A 19,342-nucleotide genomic window follows, 5' to 3' on the forward strand; every position below is an offset into this window, starting at 1 on the left:
GCGCAGGCGTTCATGAATGGAAGGAAGACTGAAAGCACCCGGCGGGCGGTGGCGAATGCGATTCGTCATCGCCCGTTTTGCATCGGGCGATGCGACGCGAAGCAACGCTCAGCGTGCCGCCGAACACGTGCGACGCAATCGCACCACCCACCCCCGCATCGGCAACACGTCGAAACTTAATTTGCCTAAGGTTAAAAAAGTTTGACACGCCGTTTTCACTGAGATAACTTTTGCGCAAGCTTCCGGAAAGCAAACGCGAACCGGCAAGCCATCACGATGCGCGGCGCGGCCGAAACCGCCGATCCGTTTCATTCCGTCGCCGCACGCGCGTCGCGTCGTGTTTTTCTGCAGCGCAGCACCGCAGCTCGCAACATCTCCGCCTCATCGAATGATGTCGTTCCGTTTCATCTGGAAGGACGCGCGGCACGCGCACATTTGATTTGCAGTCCTTCATGACTCGCGGCGCTGCCGTTGTCCTGATGGTGCAGTTTCCTCTTCGTCGAATGCAGTAATCGGCCCGGCCCGCAGGGGGCGTATCGCGGACCGGTCGTATCCACACACAATCAAAAGAACGAGGTCGGCAATGCAAATTCATCTCAGAGGATCGCGTCGCGCATGGCTGCCCGCGCTCGTCGCGGCCGCGACGCTCGCCGCATGCGGCGGTGACGACGGCGGCAGCGTCGCGGGCGTATCCGCACTCGCGCAAGCCCAGGGCCAGGATCAACAGGACGACGGCGCCGAATCGGCGGCCAACGCACAAGCGCGCATGTCGCCGTCGGGTGTCCCGTACGCGAATCCGGCCAGCGGCGGACGCTACAAACCGGTGATCAGCAACGGCCAGGTACAGCCGTCGCTGTCGGGCGGCACGATCGAGGAAAACGCGTGGGTCGACACGTCGGTCGATTCCGACGGCGACGGCACGCACGACCGCATCCATGTGCGCATCGTGCGCCCGTCCGAAACCGCGAGCGGCGCCCGCACGCCGGTCATCGTGCTCGCGAGCCCGTACTACGCGGGGCTCGCCGACAGCCCCAACCACGACGTCGACGTCGAACTCGACGGCACGGCGCATCCCGCGGCAGCGGCCGCCGGCGCCGCATCCGCCCGCATCATGGCCGCGATACCGCAAGTACGGATGCTGCAGCAGCTCGAGGCGGCCGCGGCCGGCCGTTCATGGATCGAAAGCTACTTCGTGCCGCGCGGCTTCACGATCGTCTATGCGGATTCGCTCGGCACCGCCGGCTCCGACGGCTGCCCGACGATCCTCACGCGCGACGAATCCGTCGCGATGGCATCGGTGATCCGCTGGCTCGGCCGTGATGCAACCGCGAAGGATGCGAACGGCAAGGCAGTCGTCGCGAGCTGGTCGACGGGCCACGTCGGCATGTACGGCGTGTCGTACGACGGCACGCTGCCGAAGATGGTCGCGAGCCTGCGCACACGCGGGCTCGACGCGATCGTGCCGATCGCCGGGCTGTCGAACATGTACGGCTACTACCGCTCGGGCGGCCTCGTTCGCGCGCCGGAGGGCTATCAGGGCGAGGACGTCGACGTCTATATCAAGGCGCTGCTGACGAATGCACATCCGGAGCGCTGCACGCACCTGATCGACGAAGCGCTGCAGCAGGAAGACCGCAAGACGGGCGACTATTCGCCGTTCTGGGCCGCGCGCGACATCCCGACCGCGCACGCGGTCGCGCCGGCACTCGTCGCGCAGGGGCTGACCGACGACAACGTGCGTGTCGACCAGTCGACGTCGTGGTATCTCGCGATGCGGCGTCAGGGCGTGCCGACGCAGCTGTGGCTGCATCGCCTGAAGCACACCGACCCGACCCGCGTACCGGCGATGGCCGACGCATGGACCGCCGAGGTGAACCGCTGGTTCACGCGCTATCTGATCGGCGTCGACAATGGCGTCGAACGCGATCCGCGCGCGGTGGTCGAGCAGGCCGACGGCACGCTGCTGAAGGAAGCCGACTGGGCCGCGCGGCGCGCCACGCCGGTCGCGTATTTCGCGGGCGGCGATGGCACGGGCACCGGCACGCTGTTGCGGATGCCGAGCGGCGGCCCGCTCGCGCGTTTCACCGACGATGCGTCGATTCCCGCGCTCACACTGGCGAACGCAACGACCGGCGAGCATCGCGGCCGCTTCGAGACGGCGCCGTTCACGGCCGCGACGCGCCTGTCCGGCACCGCGACCGCCCGCGTGCGGCTGACCTTCACCGGTATCGCGAACGTGACGGCGCTGCTGGTCGACCGCGCGCCGGACGGCACGGCGACGATCGTCTCGCGGGCATGGACCGATCCGCGCAACCGCGTGTCGGACTGGTTCTCGGCACCCGTGTTGCCGGGGATGCCGTATGACCTCAAGCTGACGTTCATGCCGCGCGACTACAAGCTCGAAGCGGGTCACAAGCTCGGCCTCGTCGTGCTGTCGAGCGACAACGAGGCGACGCTGCGGCCGGCACCGGGCACGGGTCTCGCGCTCGATCCGGCAGGCACGTCGGTGACGGTGCCGCTGGTGTCGTCCTGACCTGGACCGCGCAAACGAGCGCGGTTGTCCGACGCATGCGCGTGCGGTCGTGAACGATCGCACGCGCCCGGGGGCCGCGTAACACGTACCGCAGGCGCCACGCGGCGATGCTTTACCGTCGCGCGGCGCCGTTCCTCATCGGCAACGCGTCTCAACCCGCCGCAAGACGCCTGAGCACGACATCCAGCAACACGTGCGCGCCGTCGACGAGCTGATCGTCGTCGGTATGTTCGCGCGGGTTGTGGCTGATCCCGCCGCGACTCGGCACGAAGATCATCGCGGCCGGTGCGATGCGTGCGATCATCTGTGCGTCGTGACCGGCGCCCGACGTCATACGGCGATGCGAGAACCCCATCCGCTTCGCCGACGCCTCGATTTCGTCGGCAAGGCCCGCATCGAATACGACCGGCTCGAACCGCACCAGCCGTTCGGTCGTGATCCGGACGCCCTCTTCCGCTGCCACCCTGTCGAGGAATTCGGCCAGGCGTCTTTCGGCATCCTGCAGGCGCAGTTCGTCCGGATCGCGCAGATCTACCGTGAATACGGCCTTGCGCGGAATCACGTTGATGACGTTCGGCTCGATGCGCAGCATGCCGATCGTCGCGAGCGTCGTGCCGCTCGCCACAGTCAGCTCGCGCAAGAACGTCGCGACGGCCGCCGCCGTCCAGCCCGCGTCATGGCGCAGATGCATCGGCGTCGTGCCGGCATGGTTCGCATTCCCCTGCACGGTGACCTGCTGCCATGAAATGCCCTGCAGGTTCTCGACGACGCCGATGCGGATCTGCTCGGCTTCGAGGATCGGCCCTTGCTCGATGTGCAGTTCGAGATACGCGTGCGGCACGATCGCGCCGGGCTCGAGGTCGCCGGCATAACCGATACGCGCGAGCTCGTCGCCGAAGCGCGTGCCGTCGATGCCCACCGTGTCCAGCGCCGCGTCGACCGACATGCCGCCGGCGTGAACGAGCGAACCCATCATGTCCGGCTGATAGCGAATGCCTTCTTCATTCGTGAATACGCCGACCGTGATCGAACGTCGCGGGCGGATGCCGGCCCGGCGAAATGCGCGCACGACGGCGAGACCGGCGAGTACGCCGTAACAGCCATCGAGCGCGCCCGCGTTCGTCACGGTGTCGATGTGCGAGCCCATCATCAGCGGCCGCTCGCTGCCGTCGTCGGATGCGGAACGCAACGTGCCGAACACGTTGCCGATCCGGTCGACCTGAATGTCGAGGTCGAGCTCGCGCATCCATTCGACGACGAGGTCGCGCCCGGCCCGCTCGTCGTCCGTCAGCGCGATGCGGGTCCGGCCGCCGGCTTCGGGATCGGCACCGATCTCGCCGAGTCGTCGCAGTTGGTCGAGAAGAAGCGCTCCATCCAGCTCGAGCGCCGGCAGCGGTGCGGCGGGGGTATTCATCGATCGTCTCCATCATGGGCGCTACGCATCCGGCCAATCGCCGGACTTGATGGGATGAAATGTTATTTCAGCCGGATCGATAATTCGGCTCTCAATTCGCGCCCGCCGCGCAATTTTTTCTCGTCTTGCCGCGTCAGTTGCGGATAAATACGTGCCGGTTCATCTTGGTGCCGCGGCTTTCATACCTTGCCCCCGTGCCACACCGGCGCCCGTCAAACCGGCGTCAGCACCGGCTCCCCCGCAAAATGCCGCGCGGCATTGTCGAGAAACTGCTGCACCGAGCGATCGAGCGCCTCCGGCGACCAGCCGCCCATGTGCGGCGTGAGCACGATGTTGTCGAGGTCCGTCAACGCGCGCGGCGGCTCCGGCTCGCCTTCGTACACGTCCAGCCCCGCGCCCGCGATGCGCCGTTCGCGCAGCGCATCCGCCAGAGCAGCGGTATCGACAACGCTGCCGCGCGACACGTTGACGAGAAACCCGTCGGCGCCGAGCGCATCGAGCACCGTGCGATCGATCAGGTGGCGCGTGCCCGCACCGCCCGGCGTCGCGACGATCAGGAAATCCGCCCATTCCGCCACTGCGTCGATTCGGTCGAAATAGCGATATGAAACGCCATCCTTCGGCGCACGGTTGTGATAACCGATCTCGATGTCGAAGCCGGCCGCGCGACGCGCGCACTTCTCGCCGATCTTGCCGAGCCCGACGATGCCAAGCCGCTTGCCCGATACGTTCGGCGGCATCTGCAGCGCGTCGCGCCATACGCCCGCGCGGGTCTTCGCATCGAGCTGCACGACGTTGCGGACCACGGCGAGCAGCAGCGCGAATGCGTGATCGGCGACGCAATCGTCGTTGGTGCCCGCGCCCGTCACCACGGTGATGCCGCGCGCCTTCGCATGGGCGACGTCGATGTGCTCGTAGCCGGCGCCGAGCGCGCTGACGAACGTCAGCTGCGGAAGACGATCGATCTCGGCGGCGGTGAGGCCCGTGCTGCCATTGGTCAGCACCGCGCGAATCGTGCGGCCATGTGCGGCGATCGCGCGCTCGCGTGCGTCGGCGGTCGAGGCGTAATACACGTCGTACGACGCGGCGATCTGGCGGTGCGCGTCGCCGCGCAGCGCGATAAGGACCAGCAGCTCGGGCTTCATGTCAGCAAGCGTCCGCAGGCGGGAATGCATTCCAGTGTAACAACGGCGCGTAACGCGTGCGGGTTACCCCCACGCGTGCTGTGGACGTGGCGCCGCACGCGGTTTGCCAAAGCCGGCTCAGTCAAGTAACTTTCGGCGTACGCCCCCGTCCTGGAGATTGGCCCGTATGAAGCTCGCCCTGCCCGCCCGGATCCTGGGCCTCGCGTTCGCCGCCGCTGTCGTCGCACCCGGCGCACACGCCGACACGCCCGTCGTGGTGTCGTCGAAGATCGACACCGAAGGCAACCTGCTCGGCAACGTCATCGCACAGGTGCTGAAGGCCCACGGCATCCCCGTCACCGAAAAGATCGCGCTCGGCACGACACCGATCGTGCGCAAGGCGCTCACGAGCGGCGAGATCGACGTCTACCCCGAATACACGGGCAACGCGGCGTTCTTCTTCAACAAGGCCGACGACCCCGTGTGGAAAAACGCGAGCCAGGGCTACGACACCGCGAAGAAGCTCGACTACGCGGCGAACCATCTCGTCTGGCTGACGCCGGCGCCGGCGAACAACACGTGGGGCGTCGCCGTGCTCGCGCCGATCGCGCAAGCGCAGCACCTGAAGACCTTCTCCGACTTCGGCAAGTGGATCGCGGGCGGCGGCAAGCTGAAGCTCGCGGCGTCGGCCGAATTCGTGAACAGCGCCTCCGCGCTGCCGTCGTTCGAGAAGGCATACGGCTTCAAGCTGAAACCCGACCAGCTCGTCGTGCTGTCGGGCGGCGACACGGCCGCGACGATCAAGGCCGCCGCGAATCAGACCGACGGCGTGAACGCGGCGATGGTATACGGCACCGACGGCGGGATCGCATCGAGCGGCCTCTTCGTGCTCGACGACGACAAGCACGTGCAACCCGTCTATGCGCCGACGCCGGTGATTCGCGAAGCCGTGCTGAAGGCCCATCCGCAAATCGCCGACTTCCTGAAGCCCGTGTTCGCGAGCCTCGACCTGAAGACGCTGCAGACGCTGAACGCGCGGATCCAGATCAACGGCGAGCCGGCGGCCGGCGTCGCCAAGAGCTACCTGAAGTCGAAGGGCTTCGTTAAGTGACGGGTCGCGCGGTGGCGTCCGCGCGGCGCATCACGCTCGACAAGGTCGGTATCCTGATCGGTGTCCTGACGATCGTTGCCGTGTTCGGCATGCCGTTCATGGTGCTGCGGCCGAACCGCATCGCGGCCGGCACGGGGTTGTCCGTATTCGCCGCGCTGCCCGCCGTGCAGGGGGCCGCGCTCGCCGCGCTGTGGATCGTCGGCGCGTTGTGGGCGATGACGGCGAGCCGCCCCGCGTGGCGGCTCGCGGCCGGCTGCACGTGGCTCGCGACGCTGGCCTACGCGGTCGGTGCGGCCGCGACGCACGCCGTCGCACCCGACGACATGCTCGCACGCGTGTCGCCCGCGGCAGGCGTCTGGCTGCTGCTGTTCGCGTGGGCCGTACTCGTCGCCGACGCGCTCGCGCGGCTCGCATTCGGCCCGTGGCGACGCCTCGTCGCGCTCGCGGTCGCTATTGCAGCGATATCGCTGCCGCTCGCGAGCGGCTGGTGGGACGGCCTGTCCGTGATGCGCGAATACGCGGTGCGCGGCGACGACTTCTGGCGCGAGGCCACCCGGCACGTCGCGCTCGCGGGCGGCTCGGTCGCGGCCGCGCTCGTCGCGGGCTTGCCGCTCGGCATCGCGTGCGCGCGAATCGCACCGGTGCGCACCGTCGTGATGCCGGTGCTCAATATCGTGCAGACGATCCCGAGCATCGCGATGTACGGGCTGATGATGGCGCCGCTCGGCCTGCTCGCCGCGCACGTGCCGCTCGCGGCCGCGCTCGGCATCCGCGGGATCGGCGTCGCGCCGGCCGTGCTCGCGCTGTTCCTCTACTCGCTGCTGCCGATCGCGTCGAGCGTCGTGGTCGGGCTCGAGCAGGTGCCGCCGCACGTGACCGAAGCGGCCCGCGCGATGGGCATGACGCGCGCGCAGCGGCTGCTGCGCGTCGATCTCGTGCTCGCGCTGCCGGTGATCCTGAGCGGCGTGCGCATCGTGCTCGTGCAGAACATCGGCCTGACCGCGGTCGCCGCGCTGATCGGCGGTGGCGGGTTCGGCACCTTCATCTTCCAGGGGATCGGGCAATCGGCCGCCGATCTCGTGCTGCTCGGCGCGATCCCGACGATCGCGCTCGCGCTGGCGGCCGCCGTCGTGTTCGAAGCCGCGACCGCGCTCGCGAAGGGACGTACTGCATGATCGAGATCGAACACATCGGCAAACGCTTCGGCGATGTCGTCGCCGTCGACGACGTATCGATGACGATGAAGCAAGGCACGATCACCGCGCTCGTCGGCGCGTCGGGCAGCGGCAAGTCGACGCTGCTGCGCATGATCAACCGGCTGATCGCGCCGACCAACGGCACGATCCGCATCGACGGCGTCGACACCGCGAGCGTGCCGCCCGAGCAACTGCGGCGGCGCATCGGCTACGTGATCCAGGGGCACGGGCTGTTCCCGCACTGGAGCGTCGCGCGCAATATCGCGACCGTGCCACGCCTGCTCGGCTGGCCGGCCGCGCGCATCGACGCGCGCGTGCGCGAACTGCTCGAACTGTTTCATCTCGCGCCGTCCGAGTTCGCGGACAAGCTGCCGCACGAACTGTCGGGCGGCCAGCAGCAGCGCGTCGGCGTCGCGCGCGCGCTCGCGGCCGAGCCCGCGATGCTGCTGATGGACGAGCCGTTCGGCGCGCTCGATCCGATCATCCGCAACAAGGCGCAGGACGACCTGTACGCGCTGCAGCGCCGCCTCGGCATCACGGTCGTGATCGTCACCCACGATATCGAGGAAGCGCTGAAGCTCGGCGACACGATCGCGGTGATGGACGCCGGCCGGCTGCTGCAGGTCGCGTCGCCGGCCGAGATTCTCGGCAAGCCGGCCGCAGGTGTCGTCGAGCAGCTCGTCGCCGGCGTCGACCGGCCGCTGCGCCTGCTCGCGCTGACATCGATCGACGCGGTGGCCGAACCCGGTCACGCCGACGGCGAAGCGATCGCCGCGACGCGCACGCTGCGCGATGCGGTGTCCGAGTTGCTGTGGCGCGGGGCCGATGCATTGCCCGTCGACGACGGCAACGGTCGTGACGCGACGCGTCGTATCACGCTCGACGCAATCCGCGCGCATGCGAGGAAGCCCGCATGACGACGCGGTTCGCGCGTTCGCCCCTGCCGCAGCGGCTGCCCGCGCAAGTCGCGCGTGCGGCCGCGCTCGCGCTGCTGCTCGTGCTGCTGTTGCGCCCCGCGTGGCTGCAGGGCGTGTTCGCGCCGTTCGCGGACAACGGCGCGCCGGTCATCTACGATCGCGCGAGCCTGCTCGACCTCACGCTCGCGCATCTCGGCACCGTCGCGCTGTCGAGCCTGATCGGCACGATCGTCGCAGTCGCTGCCGGCATCGCGGTCACGCGGCCGTCGGGCGCGGATTTCCTGCCGGTCGCGCGCAGCGTCGTCGACATCGGCCAGACCTTTCCCCCAGTCGCCGTGCTCGCGCTCGCCGTGCCGGCCGTCGGCTTCGGGTTGAAACCCGTGCTGATCGCGCTCGTACTGTACGGGCTCCTGCCGATTTTCGAGAGTACGATCGCGGGGCTCGAGGACGTGCCGCGCGACGTCGTCGACGCCGCGCGCGGGATGGGGATGAGCGGCTGGCAGCAACTCGTGTCGGTCGAGCTGCCGCTCGCGTTCCCGGTGATCGTGAACGGCATCCGGCTCGCGGTCGTGATCAATCTCGGCACCGCGACGATCGGGTCGACGGTCGCCGCGCGCGGGCTCGGCGACGTGATCATCGCGGGCCTGCAGACGTCGAACACCGCGTTCGTGCTGCAGGGCGGCGTGATCGTCGGGCTGCTCGCGGTGCTGGTCAGCGATGGGATCGGTGCGCTTGCGCGGGTGGCGAGCGCGCGGCGGGCGTAGCACGCACCTGCAGCCGCTGCTTCGCGGGTGAAAAAGGGGCGCGAGAAAAAATCCAGCTGCGCTTCCTCCGGACTCCGATGCGTGTTCGTGCAACGATCCCGTCTCCGCCCCGCGCGCATCGATACAAGCCTACATCGTGCTTTCATTCGAGCCTGCGCTCGAACGCGCACGATAATTGGCCGATATACTATGCGCCTCTCATTTCCCCGCACTCCACCATGCGACGACGGTTTCTCTGGCTGATCGTGCTTTCGCTCGGCATTGCGCAACAGGCCTCGGCGCAGCAGGCGCCCGCACTGCCTGCCTCCGCGCCCGCAGCGGCCGCATCCGCACCGATCGAAGCGTCCGCGCCACTCGCGAACGATCAGCCAAACGAAGAAAACCGCCGCATCACGTCCTACCTGACGAAGAAATTCGGCGTCGCGAAGGAGCGCGCCGCGAAGCTCGCCGACATCGTGAGCGTCACTGCGACGAAATATTCGCTGCCTCCGGCACTCGTTTACGCCATTATCTCGATCGAATCGCGCTTCCAGGAAAAGGCGCGCGGCCAGCATGGCGCGACCGGGCTGATGCAGGTCGTGCCTTCCGCGCACCGCGGCATGCTGCGCGAAGTGAAGGACCTGACCGAGCCGAATGCGAACGTCGAAGCCGGCTCCAAGATCCTGTCGGGCTACGTGCGTGCGGCCGGCGGCAACGTGCAGGCCGGGCTGAGGAGCTATGGCGGGTCGAATGCGTATGCAGCGAAAGTGATGCAGCGGGTCGACGCGTTCCGCTTCGTGCTCGAACCCGAAGACGGCGCGAAAGGCGCGAACGATACGAACGCGCGCATGGTGCCGGTCAGCGATCCGTCGACCGCGGCGCCCGCCGCGAGCCGCAACGCGAAGTAAGCGCGCCGCACGCTACGCGCCGCGCGTCCATGCGGGTCCTGAAGCGGCGGGACGCACGACGGCACACACCACCCCTCACTCGCGTGCGAAATGCGCGCGCAGAAATTCGATGAAATGCTGCGTTTTCGCGGGCAGCAAACGCGTTTCGGTCATCGCATAGATGGGCACCGGGGTGCCCTCCCATTCCGGCAGCACGCGGCGCAGCCGGCCGGCGACCACGTCGTCGGCCACCACTTCCGCCGGCAACTGGATGATCCCCGCGTCGTGCACGGCCAGTTGCCGGTTCATGCCGACGCTGTTCACGACGAACCGCCCGCCCACCGGCACGTCGATCGTGCGCTCGCCGCGACGCAGCGTCCACGCGGTGACGCGTTGCACGCTCAGGCACTGATGGCGCGTCAGGTCGCCTGGTTCGAGCGGCTCGCCCGAGCGTTCGAGATAGCGTGGCGACGCATACAGGTTGCCGCGGAACGTCGCGAGCCGCCGCGCGACGAGCTGCGAGTCCGCGGATTCGCCGATGCGGATCGCGACGTCGAACGGCTCGCTCACCAGGTCGACGCGCCGCGACGTCAGCTCGAAATCGAACGTCAGCTTCGGATACCGTTCCGCGAATTCGACGATCAGCGGCGTCAGGTAGATCACCGCGAAATCGACCGGAAACGACGCGCGCAGCACGCCGGACGGTTCGGCCAGCAGCCCGCCGAGCTGCTCGTGCGCGAGCCGCGCCTCGTCGACGATGCGCTTGCAGCGCTCGAAGTACAGCTGCCCGGCTTCCGTGAGCTCGATCCGGCGCGTCGTGCGATGCAGCAACCGCAGGCCGATCGCCTTTTCCAGCGCGCCGATCCGCCTTGACAGCGTCGAATTCGGCATCCCCAGCGTCTGGGCGGCACTGCGAAAGCCGTGCGCCTTCACGACCTCCACGAACAGCGCCATGTCGTTCAGCAGTTCCATGCTGACTGCTCCACCAATGGATCAATGATCTCCACGATACCCGGTTTATCTCGAAAAGGAAGCAATGGATGATGCAGACGTGGAGGCGAGGCCGGCGCAACGCGCGCGGCCGCCGCCCGATGCGGCATCGCCCCGGTGGCGCATCCCGAACTTCGATGAGGAAAACGTGATGAAACAACTGTTCGTTCCGGCCCCTGCCGGCCAGGACACGCCGCAACTGTTCGCCCCGGTCCGCGTCGGCCGGTACATGCTCGACAACCGCCTCGTGATGGCGCCGATGACGCGCAGCCGCGCCGCGCTCGACGGCACGCCCGGCGCATGGGCCGCGGAGTACTACGCGCAACGCGCGGGCCTCGGGCTGATCGTCACCGAGGGCACGCAGCCGTCGGACGATGGCCAGGGCTACCTGACGACGCCGGGCATCTATACCGACACGCATGTCGCCGGCTGGAAGACGATCAGCGCCGACGTGCATGCGCGCGGCGGCCGCCTGTTCATCCAGCTGATGCACGTGGGCCGCATGTCGCATCCCGACAACACGCCGCATCACAGGCAGGGCGTCGCGCCGTCGGCGATCGCACCGGGCGTGCCGATGTTCACGGCGACGGGCATGCAGGAGATTCCGGCGCCGCGCGCACTGACGACGGCCGAGGTGCGCGACACGGTGAACGACTTCCGCTTCGCCGCGCGACGCGCGATCGAGTCCGGCGCCGACGGCGTCGAGATTCACGGTGCGAACGGGTATCTGGTCCAGCAGTTCTTCGCGCCGAACGCCAACACGCGCACCGACGAATACGGCGGATCGATCGAGAATCGCGCACGCTTCGCGATCGAAGTTGCGGCCGCGATCGCCGACGAGATCGGCGCGGATCGCACGGCGATCCGCCTGTCGCCCGGCACCACGCTGTGGGGGATCGACGAAGGTCCGGAAAGCGCCGAGCTGTACCGCTACCTGGCGACGCAGCTCGATGCGTTCGGCCTCGCCTACCTGCACGTGATGCACCAGGGCGACGAATCGCTGCTCGCGGACCTGCGGGCGCGCTGGCGCGGCACGTTGATCCTGAACCGCCCGGGGCGCACGCGCGACGCGATCGGTACCGATGTGGCATCGGGTCTCGCCGATCTCGAAGCGTACGGCCAGATGGTGCTCGCCAATCCGGATTTCGTGACGCGCGTGAAGACGGGCGCGCCGATGAACGACGCGCGGCGCGAGACGTTCTTCGGCGGCGATGCGCGCGGCTATGTCGATTATCCGGCGCTGAGCGGCACGGCATAAGCGCTGCCAAGAAAAACGGCGCGTCGTGACTTCGTCATGACGCGCCGCTTTGGAAACGATACAGGCCGCTCAGCCCATCACAGCTGCCCCGCCGCCCCCGTCCACCGCAGGTAATCCCCGCGCGTCCAGTCGAGCGACACGCCGACGCGCTTCGTCCCTGGCCGGATCTTCGGCTTGTACATCGACAGCGTCAGCGACTCCAGCGCGGGCCATTCCCGAAACGACATCACCGCGAGATCGGCGACGAGCGTCTCGAGCAGCCGCGTATGCGGCTTGTGCGACAGGAACGACGCGACGCGCGCGCAATAGCCGTCGTAGTCGATCCACTCGCCCTGCTCGCTCGGCTCGCAGCGATACCCGAGGCGCGCATCGATCACGATCGGCTGCGGCGCCTCGTGCTCGTGCGCGTGGATCCCGATCCGCGCGGGCACCTTCAGTTCGTCGACGAACACGCTCCAGCCGCGCCCGCGCAGGCGCGGCGCGTCGATCGCCACGAACGGTTCGTCGAACGGCTTCATGATGCGAGCGGCGCCGCGGCGTCGAGCATGATGCGCACGAAATAGTCGGCGAAGCTGCGACGCAGGACGATCTCGTACGTATCGTCGCCGGTCGGAATCAGCGTGATCGGCGACTTGAAGTAGTGCGACTGCACGCACTGGCCCGGCTTCAGCACACGCGGATGCAGATCGAGCGGGCAGCCGCGCGCGATCACGTCGCGCACGCGTTCGCCGCTGACCTCGACGACCGTGTAGCCGCTGCCGACGTCGACAGCCGCCGCATACGAACCCTGCACGGCCTCCGCGAGCTGCGCCTCGAGCACGCCCGCCGGCACGGGCCCGTTCGAGCGCACGAGCCACTCGTCGGGACCGAGCCACAGCACGTCGTACTCGGCACCGCGCGCGACCGTGTTCGGCGCCGACGGCGGCCGGCAGCCGACCACGCGCTCGAACGCGCTGACGAATGCCGGGTCGCTCAGCTCGCCGCGCACGTTCACGAGGTCGAGGAACGGCCGCTCGCGCAGCATGAACTTCTTCGATGCGCGCGCCTGGTGCGGCTTCAGCACATCGGCCGCGCCGACGAACGGCGATTCAAGCGTCACGCCCGCGCCCGCCACCGGCGCCTGGTTTCTCGTTTCATTCCACATTCTGGCGCACCCCTTCGGTATCGTAGAAAACCGGGCTCGAGATCTTCGCGGTGATGCGCTTGCCGTTGGCCAGCGGAATCACGACGCTCTCGCCCATCTTGCTCAGGCCGCCCTTCACCACTGCCAGCGCAATCGAGCGCTTCAGGATCGGGCTGTAATAACTCGACGTCACGTGGCCGATCATCGGCGTCGGATCCACCGCCGACACCTGCGTGTCCTTCGCGATGATCTGCGCGCCTTCCGGCAGCACGAACTGTTCGTCTTCGGTCAGCAGGCCGACGAATTGCTTGCGGCCTTCCTTCGAAGTGTCCGAACGCGACAGCGAACGCTTGCCGAGGAAGTCCTTCGACTTCGCGACGACCCCGCCCATCCCGAGGTCGTACGGCGTGATCGAGCCATCCGTATCCTGACCGACGATGATGTAGCCCTTCTCCGCGCGCAGCACGTGCATCGTCTCGGTGCCGTACGGCGTGATGTCGAACTCGGCACCGGCCGCCATCAGCGCTTCCCATACCGCGCGACCCGCGTTGGCCGGCACGTTCACTTCATAGGCGAGTTCGCCCGAGAAGCTGATCCGCATCACGCGCGCCTTCGCGCCCGCGACGGTGCCGTTCCGGTAGCTCATGAACGGGAACGCGTCGTTGCCGAAGTCGATGTCCTGGCACACCTTCTGCACGACCTTGCGGCTCTTCGGGCCGACCACCGCGAACGTCGCCCAGTGATCGGTGACGGACGCGAGCCGCACCTTCATGTCGGGCCATTCGGTCTGCAGCCAGCGCTCAAGCCACGTGAGCACGCGCGCCGCGCCGCCGGTGGTCGTCGTCATCATGAAATGCTGGTCGGCGAGGCGCACCGTCACGCCGTCGTCGAACACCATCCCGTTTTCGTCGAGCATCAGCCCGTAGCGGCACTTGCCGATCTCGAGCTTGTTCCACGGGTTCGTGTACATCCAGTTCAGCAGCTTCACCGCGTCCGGACCCTGGATGTCGATCTTGCCGAGCGTCGACGCGTCGAGGATGCCGACGCTGTTGCGCACCGCGAGGCATTCGCGCTTCACGGCCGCATGCAGGTCCTCGCCCTTCTTCGGGAAGTACCACGGCCGCTTCCAGTTGCCGACGTCCTCGAACATCGCGCCGTGCTCGACGTGCCATTCATGCACGGCCGTCTTGCGGATCGGGTCGAGGAAGTCACCCGTCTCGCGGCCCGCGAACGTACCGAACGACACGGGCGTGTAGTTCGGGCGGAACGTCGTCGTGCCCGTTTCAGGAATCGTCTTGCCGAGCGCCTGCGCGAGGATCGCCATCCCGTTGATGTTGCCGAGCTTGCCCTGGTCGGTGCCGAAGCCCATCGCGGTGTAGCGCTTCACGTGCTCGACCGACTCGAAGCCTTCGCGCGCGGCCAGCAGGATGTCCGCGGCCGCCACGTCGTTCTGGAAGTCGACGAACTGCTTCGGCCCGCGTGCGGCGGCCTCGCGGCTGCCGACGAGCCACAACGGCTGCAGCGCACCTTCGACGGTTTCCGCGACCTGCGGCGCGACGGGGCGCTGCGCGGCCGTGAAGCCCGCGGCCTTCGCCGCTTCGGCGCCCGCGTCGACCGCGAGCCGCAGCGCACGGGCGAGACCGAACTCGCCCGCGGCCGCACCGATGCTGGCCTCGGCCTGCACGGGCTTGCCCGGCAGGAAGCACGCCTTCTCGTCGTTCCAGCATGCCTTGCCGCCCGACTGCGCGAACAGGTGCAGCACCGGGCTGAAGCCGCCCGACATCGCGACGAGGTCGCACGGCAGCGACTGCATCTTGCCGCCGGTCTGGCCGTTCGAGTAGGACGCGACGTCGACCGACGATACGCGCCACTTGCCCGAAGCGGCCGTCACGACCGCACCGCTCATCACCGTCACGCCCTGCCGCTTCGCGGCCGCGGGCAGCGCGCCGTTCGACGACGCACGCGAATCGACGACCGTCACCTTCGCACCGCACGCCTTCAGGTCGAGCGCGGTCTGGTACGCACGGTCGTTGTTCGTGAACACGACCACGTTGCGGCCCGGCAGCACGCCGTAGCGATGCACGTAGGTGGACACCGCGCCTGCGAGCATCACGCCCGGCAGGTCGTTGTTGCCGAACACGATCGGACGCTCGTGCGCGCCGGTCGCGAGGATCACGCGCTTCGCGCGGACCTTCCACAGCAGCTCGCGCGTGCCCTTGCGCATCGACACCGGCTGGTGATCGGTCAGGCGCTGCGTGACCGTCACGAGGTTGTGGTCCTGGTAGCCGAACGCGGTGCTGCGCGACAGGATCGTCACGTCGGGCAGCTTGCGCAGCTCGGCTTCGATCTTCTCGACCCACTGCAGCGCCGGCTTCGCGTCGATTTCCGCGCGGCACGACAGCAGGCTGCCGCCGAGTTCGCGCTGGTCGTCGACGAGAATCACGCGTGCGCCGGCCTTCGCGGCCGCATGCGCGGCGGCGAGGCCCGACGGGCCACCGCCGACCACGAGCACGTCGCAGTGCGCGTAGCATTTGTCGTAGCGATCGGCGTCGAGCACCTCGGGCGCCTTGCCGAGGCCGGCGGCCTCGCGGATCTTCTCTTCATACTTCGGCCACATGTTGCGCGGCCACATGAAGGTCTTGTAGTAGAACCCGGCCGGCATGAAGCGCGAGAACTTCTGGTTGATCGCGTACTTGTCGTTCTCGAGCGACGGCTCGGCGTTCACGCTCGTCGCGACGAGGCCCTGGTACAGCTCGATCTCGGTCGCGCGCGCGTTCGGCACCGTGTACGGGCCGGTCTCGAGCTGCACGACGGCATTCGGTTCCGCGACGTCCGCCGTCACGATCCCGCGCGGACGGTGGTACTTGAAGCTGCGTGCAACGAAGTGCACGCCGTTCGCGAGCAGCGCGGACGCGAGCGTGTCGCCCTGGAAGCCCTGATACGTGCGGCCGTTGAACGTGAACGTCAGCGGAATCGCGCGATTGATGCGGCCACCGGTGCCGAGGCGGTCTTTCTGGCTCATTTGCTCGTACCCTCTTCGTGTGCGTTTCCGGCAGCCGCGCCACCGAACTTTTCGTAGCCCTTGATATCGTAGGTGACCGTGTCGCGCGTCACCTTGAACCAGCGGCGGCAGCCCTGCGTGTGCAGCCACTGCTCGCGGTGGATACCGCGCTTGTTCTCGCGCATGAACACGTATTCGCCCCATTCGCGGTCGGTCATGTTCTCGTTCGCAACCGGGCGCACGATGTCGGCTTCACCGCCGCACGTGAACTCGGATTCGGCGCGCGGCCCGCACCACGGACATTCGATCAGCAACATGTTTCTTTCTCCTTCAGTGCGGGGTTAGTGCGCCACGGCGGCAGCGCCGTGCTCGTCGATCAGGTGGCCCGTGTAGAAGCGGTCGAGCGCGAAAGGCGCGTTCAGCGGATGCGGTTCGTCGCGGGCGATCGTGTGCGCGAACACCCAGCCCGAGCCCGGCGTCGCCTTGAAGCCGCCAGTACCCCAGCCGCAGTTGAAATAGAGACCCTTCACGTCGGTCTTGGTAATGATCGGGCACGCGTCCGGCGACACGTCGACGATGCCGCCCCACTGGCGGTTCATCCGCACGCGCGAGAACACCGGGAACATCTCGACGATCGCCTGCAGCGTGCTTTCGATGATGTGGAAGCTGCCGCGCTGGCCGAAGCCCGTGTACTGGTCGATACCCGCGCCGATCACGAGGTCGCCCTTGTCGGACTGGCTGATGTATGCGTGCACCGCGTTCGACATGATCACCGAGTTCACCACCGGCTTGATCGGCTCGGACACCAGCGCCTGCAGCGGGTGGCTTTCGATCGGCAGGCGCACGCCGGCCATGTCGGCGAGCGTTGTCGTGTTGCCGGCGGCCACCACCGCGACCTTCTTCGCCTTGATGAAACCCTTCACCGTATCGACGCCGACCACCGCGCCGCCTTCGCGGCGAATGCCCGTCACCTGGCAGTTCTGGATGATGTCGACACCGGCGCGGTCGGCGCCGCGCGCGAAGCCCCAGGCCACCGCGTCGTGACGCGCGACGCCCGCACGGCGCTGGATCGATGCGCCGAGCACCGGGTAGCGGCTGTTCAGGTTGATCGTCGGCTCGATTTCCTTGATCTGCTCGGGCGTCAGGAATTCGGCGTCGACGCCGTTCAGCCGGTTCGCGTTCACGCGACGCTCGGTGTCACGCACGTCCTGCAGCGTGTGCGCGAGGTTCATCACGCCGCGCTGGCTGAACATCACGTTGTAGTTCAGGTCCTGCGACAGGCCTTCCCACAGCTTCATCGCCTTCTCGTACAGCGCGGCCGATTCGTCCCACAGGTAGTTCGAGCGCACGATCGTCGTGTTGCGAGCGGTGTTGCCGCCGCCGATCCAGCCCTTCTCGAGGATCGCGACGTTCGTGATCCCGTGCTCCTTCGCGAGGTAGTAGGCGGTCGCGAGGCCGTGGCCGCCGCCGCCGACGATCACGACGTCGTATTCCTTCTTCGGTTCCGGGCTCTTCCACTGCTTTTCCCAGTTCTCGTGATACGAGAGGCCGTTGCGGAACAGGCTGAATATCGAGTAGCGGCTCATGTTAGTGATCCTTCGTTAGCATTCGATGACGTTCACGGCAAGACCGCCGCGCGACGTTTCCTTGTATTTCGTCTTCATGTCGGCACCCGTCTCGCGCATCGTCTTGATCACCGAATCAAGCGAGACGTAGTGCTGGCCGTTACCCTTGAGCGCCATCCGCGACGCGTTCAGCGCCTTGATCGCGCCCATTGCGTTGCGTTCGATGCACGGGATCTGCACGAGCCCGCCGACCGGGTCGCAGGTCATGCCGAGGTTGTGTTCCATGCCGATCTCGGCCGCGTTCTCGACCTGGTCGGGCGTGCCGCCCATCACCGCGGCGAGTGCGGCGGCAGCCATCGAGCACGCGACGCCCACCTCGCCCTGGCAGCCGACTTCCGCGCCGGAAATCGACGCCGTTTCCTTGTAGATGATCCCGATCGCCGCGGCCGTCAGCAGGAATTCGACGATGCCGGCTTCGTTCGAGCCCGGCACGAATTTCACGTAGTAGTGCAGCACCGCGGGAATCACGCCGGCCGCGCCGTTGGTGGGCGCGGTGACGACCCGGCCGCCCGCCGCGTTTTCTTCGTTGACGGCCATCGCATACAGGTTGACCCAGTCCAGCATCGACAGCGGGTCGCGCAGCGACTCCTCCGAACGCGCACGCAGGTGCCCGTTCAGTTCGGCCGCGCGGCGCTTCACGCGCATCGGGCCCGGCAGTTCGCCCTCGACCTTGCAGCCGCGCTCGACGCACGCGGCCATCGTGCGCCAGATCGCGAGCAGCCCGGCGCGCACTTCATCCTCGGGGCGCAGCGCGCATTCGTTGCGCAGCATCAGTTCGGCGATCGACAGCCCGTGTTCGCGGCACTGGCGCATCAGGTCGTCACCGGTGCGGAACGGATACGGCACCTCGACCGCCGCGCGCACGCCGTTCACGCGATCGCCGTCGCGGTTCACGACGAAGCCGCCGCCGACCGAGTAATACTCTTTCTCGACGAGCAGCTGGCCGTGCTCGTCGAACGCCTGGAAGCGCATCCCGTTCGGATGCACGATGCTGGTGCCGCTCATCAACTTGCGATAGAAGCCGATGTTTTCCTTCTCGTCGAAGCGGATCGCCTGCTTGCCGAGCAGCGTCAGCGACTTCTCCGCGCGGATCTCGGCGAGCCGCGGCTCGATCAGGTCCGGATCGATCGTGTCCGGCAGGTGGCCCTCGAGGCCGAGCAGCACCGCCTTGTCGGTGCCGTGGCCCTTGCCCGTTGCACCGAGCGAGCCGTATAGTTCGACCCGCACGCGGCGCACGAAGCCGAGCAGGTTCGCGTCCTCGATGTGCGACGCGAAGCGGCATGCGGCGATCATCGGGCCGACCGTATGCGAACTGGACGGGCCGATACCGATCTTGAACAGGTCGAACGCGCTGACGTTCATCTGGCTTCCTCTGGGTGGGCGTACGTGAAATGTCGTTGGCATCAGTACATCAAAGCGT

17 protein-coding genes are annotated in these 19,342 nt (G+C 67.6%); 8 read left to right on the forward strand and 9 right to left on the reverse strand.

All coding sequences use genetic code 11. The features are described 5' to 3' along the window. The first annotated feature begins 16 nt into the window (after positions 1-16). Positions 17-205: a hypothetical protein gene (locus tag DIE23_RS31045; RefSeq protein WP_124615616.1), complete on the forward strand. Its 189-nt coding sequence runs from the start codon at positions 17-19 to the stop codon at positions 203-205. A 378-nt stretch (positions 206-583) separates the two neighbouring features. Then, positions 584-2,533 (forward strand): Xaa-Pro dipeptidyl-peptidase, encoded by a 1,950-nt coding sequence (locus DIE23_RS31050; protein ID WP_124615617.1) that lies wholly within the window; start codon positions 584-586, stop codon positions 2,531-2,533. A gap of 151 nt (positions 2,534-2,684) precedes the next feature. On the opposite strand, the gene DIE23_RS31055 is transcribed toward DIE23_RS31050, so the two are convergent. Together DIE23_RS31055 and DIE23_RS31060 are read right to left on the reverse strand one after the other, a co-directional pair. Then, positions 2,685-3,947, reverse strand: a complete 1,263-nt coding sequence (locus DIE23_RS31055) for a Zn-dependent hydrolase (protein ID WP_124615618.1) — start codon at positions 3,945-3,947, stop codon at positions 2,685-2,687. Between the two features lie 212 nt (positions 3,948-4,159). Further along, positions 4,160-5,092, reverse strand: a complete 933-nt coding sequence (locus DIE23_RS31060) for a 2-hydroxyacid dehydrogenase (RefSeq protein ID WP_124615619.1) — start codon at positions 5,090-5,092, stop codon at positions 4,160-4,162. Positions 5,093-5,258: 166 nt separating this feature from the next. Here DIE23_RS31060 and DIE23_RS31065 point away from each other — a divergent pair, with 166 nt between their 5' ends. The 5 genes from DIE23_RS31065 (at position 5,259) to DIE23_RS31085 (ending at position 9,946) form a co-directional block, all read left to right on the forward strand. Next, a complete protein-coding gene (locus tag DIE23_RS31065; RefSeq protein ID WP_124615620.1) occupies positions 5,259-6,182 on the forward strand; it encodes an ABC transporter substrate-binding protein in 924 nt (307 codons plus the stop codon). Further along, entirely contained in the window at positions 6,179-7,357 is a 1,179-nt protein-coding gene (locus DIE23_RS31070; RefSeq protein WP_124615622.1) for an ABC transporter permease, read from the forward strand. The genes DIE23_RS31065 and DIE23_RS31070 overlap by 4 nt, the downstream gene beginning before the upstream one ends. Beyond that, positions 7,354-8,295: an ABC transporter ATP-binding protein gene (locus DIE23_RS31075; protein WP_124615624.1), complete on the forward strand. Its 942-nt coding sequence runs from the start codon at positions 7,354-7,356 to the stop codon at positions 8,293-8,295. The genes DIE23_RS31070 and DIE23_RS31075 overlap by 4 nt, the downstream gene beginning before the upstream one ends. Then, a complete protein-coding gene (locus DIE23_RS31080) occupies positions 8,292-9,059 on the forward strand; it encodes an ABC transporter permease (RefSeq protein ID WP_124615626.1) in 768 nt (255 codons plus the stop codon). The genes DIE23_RS31075 and DIE23_RS31080 overlap by 4 nt, the downstream gene beginning before the upstream one ends. A 218-nt stretch (positions 9,060-9,277) precedes the next feature. After that, a complete protein-coding gene (locus DIE23_RS31085; protein WP_124615629.1) occupies positions 9,278-9,946 on the forward strand; it encodes a lytic transglycosylase domain-containing protein in 669 nt (222 codons plus the stop codon). Positions 9,947-10,021: 75 nt separating this feature from the next. On the opposite strand, the gene DIE23_RS31090 is transcribed toward DIE23_RS31085, so the two are convergent. Next, positions 10,022-10,897 carry a LysR family transcriptional regulator gene (locus tag DIE23_RS31090; protein ID WP_124615631.1) on the reverse strand — a complete coding sequence of 292 codons (876 nt, stop codon included), beginning with the start codon at positions 10,895-10,897 and terminating at the stop codon, positions 10,022-10,024. A gap of 169 nt (positions 10,898-11,066) precedes the next feature. Here DIE23_RS31090 and DIE23_RS31095 point away from each other — a divergent pair, with 169 nt between their 5' ends. After that, positions 11,067-12,173: an alkene reductase gene (locus DIE23_RS31095; protein WP_124615632.1), complete on the forward strand. Its 1,107-nt coding sequence runs from the start codon at positions 11,067-11,069 to the stop codon at positions 12,171-12,173. A 77-nt stretch (positions 12,174-12,250) separates the two neighbouring features. On the opposite strand, the gene DIE23_RS31100 is transcribed toward DIE23_RS31095, so the two are convergent. Genes DIE23_RS31100 through DIE23_RS31125 form a run of 6 tightly spaced genes read right to left on the reverse strand, consistent with a single transcriptional unit; the run spans position 12,251 to position 19,284 of the window. Beyond that, entirely contained in the window at positions 12,251-12,691 is a 441-nt protein-coding gene (locus DIE23_RS31100) for a dihydroneopterin aldolase (protein WP_059452158.1), read from the reverse strand. Beyond that, positions 12,688-13,317, reverse strand: coding sequence for a sarcosine oxidase subunit gamma (locus tag DIE23_RS31105; protein WP_124615634.1), 630 nt, complete (start codon positions 13,315-13,317; stop codon positions 12,688-12,690). Before DIE23_RS31105 ends, DIE23_RS31100 begins: the two co-directional genes overlap by 4 nt. Continuing rightward, complete coding sequence (locus DIE23_RS31110) at positions 13,307-16,318, reverse strand: sarcosine oxidase subunit alpha family protein (RefSeq protein WP_124615636.1); 3,012 nt, start codon at positions 16,316-16,318, stop codon at positions 13,307-13,309. The genes DIE23_RS31105 and DIE23_RS31110 overlap by 11 nt, the downstream gene beginning before the upstream one ends. Continuing rightward, a complete protein-coding gene (locus DIE23_RS31115; RefSeq protein WP_059534095.1) occupies positions 16,315-16,614 on the reverse strand; it encodes a sarcosine oxidase subunit delta in 300 nt (99 codons plus the stop codon). Before DIE23_RS31115 ends, DIE23_RS31110 begins: the two co-directional genes overlap by 4 nt. Positions 16,615-16,638: 24 nt before the next feature. Next, positions 16,639-17,883: a sarcosine oxidase subunit beta family protein gene (locus DIE23_RS31120; protein ID WP_048242597.1), complete on the reverse strand. Its 1,245-nt coding sequence runs from the start codon at positions 17,881-17,883 to the stop codon at positions 16,639-16,641. Positions 17,884-17,898: 15 nt separating this feature from the next. Beyond that, positions 17,899-19,284 carry an L-serine ammonia-lyase gene (locus DIE23_RS31125; protein ID WP_124615638.1) on the reverse strand — a complete coding sequence of 462 codons (1,386 nt, stop codon included), beginning with the start codon at positions 19,282-19,284 and terminating at the stop codon, positions 17,899-17,901. Between the last annotated feature and the right edge of the window lie 58 nt (positions 19,285-19,342).

Origin of the sequence: Burkholderia sp. Bp9143, from assembly GCF_003853645.1 — a bacterium.
Taxonomy (GTDB): Bacteria; Pseudomonadota; Gammaproteobacteria; order Burkholderiales; family Burkholderiaceae; genus Burkholderia.

Coding starts and splice junctions, on each gene's coding strand:
- DIE23_RS31045 (WP_124615616.1), top strand. CDS start 17: ATGGAAGGAAGACTGAAAGCACCCGGCGGGCGGTGGCGAATGCGATTC.
- DIE23_RS31120 (WP_048242597.1), bottom strand. CDS start 17,883: ATGAGCCGCTACTCGATATTCAGCCTGTTCCGCAACGGCCTCTCGTAT.
- DIE23_RS31105 (WP_124615634.1), bottom strand. CDS start 13,317: ATGTGGAATGAAACGAGAAACCAGGCGCCGGTGGCGGGCGCGGGCGTG.
- DIE23_RS31075 (WP_124615624.1), top strand. CDS start 7,354: ATGATCGAGATCGAACACATCGGCAAACGCTTCGGCGATGTCGTCGCC.
- DIE23_RS31085 (WP_124615629.1), top strand. CDS start 9,278: ATGCGACGACGGTTTCTCTGGCTGATCGTGCTTTCGCTCGGCATTGCG.
- DIE23_RS31060 (WP_124615619.1), bottom strand. CDS start 5,092: ATGAAGCCCGAGCTGCTGGTCCTTATCGCGCTGCGCGGCGACGCGCAC.
- DIE23_RS31100 (WP_059452158.1), bottom strand. CDS start 12,691: ATGAAGCCGTTCGACGAACCGTTCGTGGCGATCGACGCGCCGCGCCTG.
- DIE23_RS31125 (WP_124615638.1), bottom strand. CDS start 19,284: ATGAACGTCAGCGCGTTCGACCTGTTCAAGATCGGTATCGGCCCGTCC.
- DIE23_RS31050 (WP_124615617.1), top strand. CDS start 584: ATGCAAATTCATCTCAGAGGATCGCGTCGCGCATGGCTGCCCGCGCTC.
- DIE23_RS31110 (WP_124615636.1), bottom strand. CDS start 16,318: ATGAGCCAGAAAGACCGCCTCGGCACCGGTGGCCGCATCAATCGCGCG.
- DIE23_RS31115 (WP_059534095.1), bottom strand. CDS start 16,614: ATGTTGCTGATCGAATGTCCGTGGTGCGGGCCGCGCGCCGAATCCGAG.
- DIE23_RS31095 (WP_124615632.1), top strand. CDS start 11,067: ATGAAACAACTGTTCGTTCCGGCCCCTGCCGGCCAGGACACGCCGCAA.
- DIE23_RS31065 (WP_124615620.1), top strand. CDS start 5,259: ATGAAGCTCGCCCTGCCCGCCCGGATCCTGGGCCTCGCGTTCGCCGCC.
- DIE23_RS31055 (WP_124615618.1), bottom strand. CDS start 3,947: ATGAATACCCCCGCCGCACCGCTGCCGGCGCTCGAGCTGGATGGAGCG.
- DIE23_RS31080 (WP_124615626.1), top strand. CDS start 8,292: ATGACGACGCGGTTCGCGCGTTCGCCCCTGCCGCAGCGGCTGCCCGCG.
- DIE23_RS31090 (WP_124615631.1), bottom strand. CDS start 10,897: ATGGAACTGCTGAACGACATGGCGCTGTTCGTGGAGGTCGTGAAGGCG.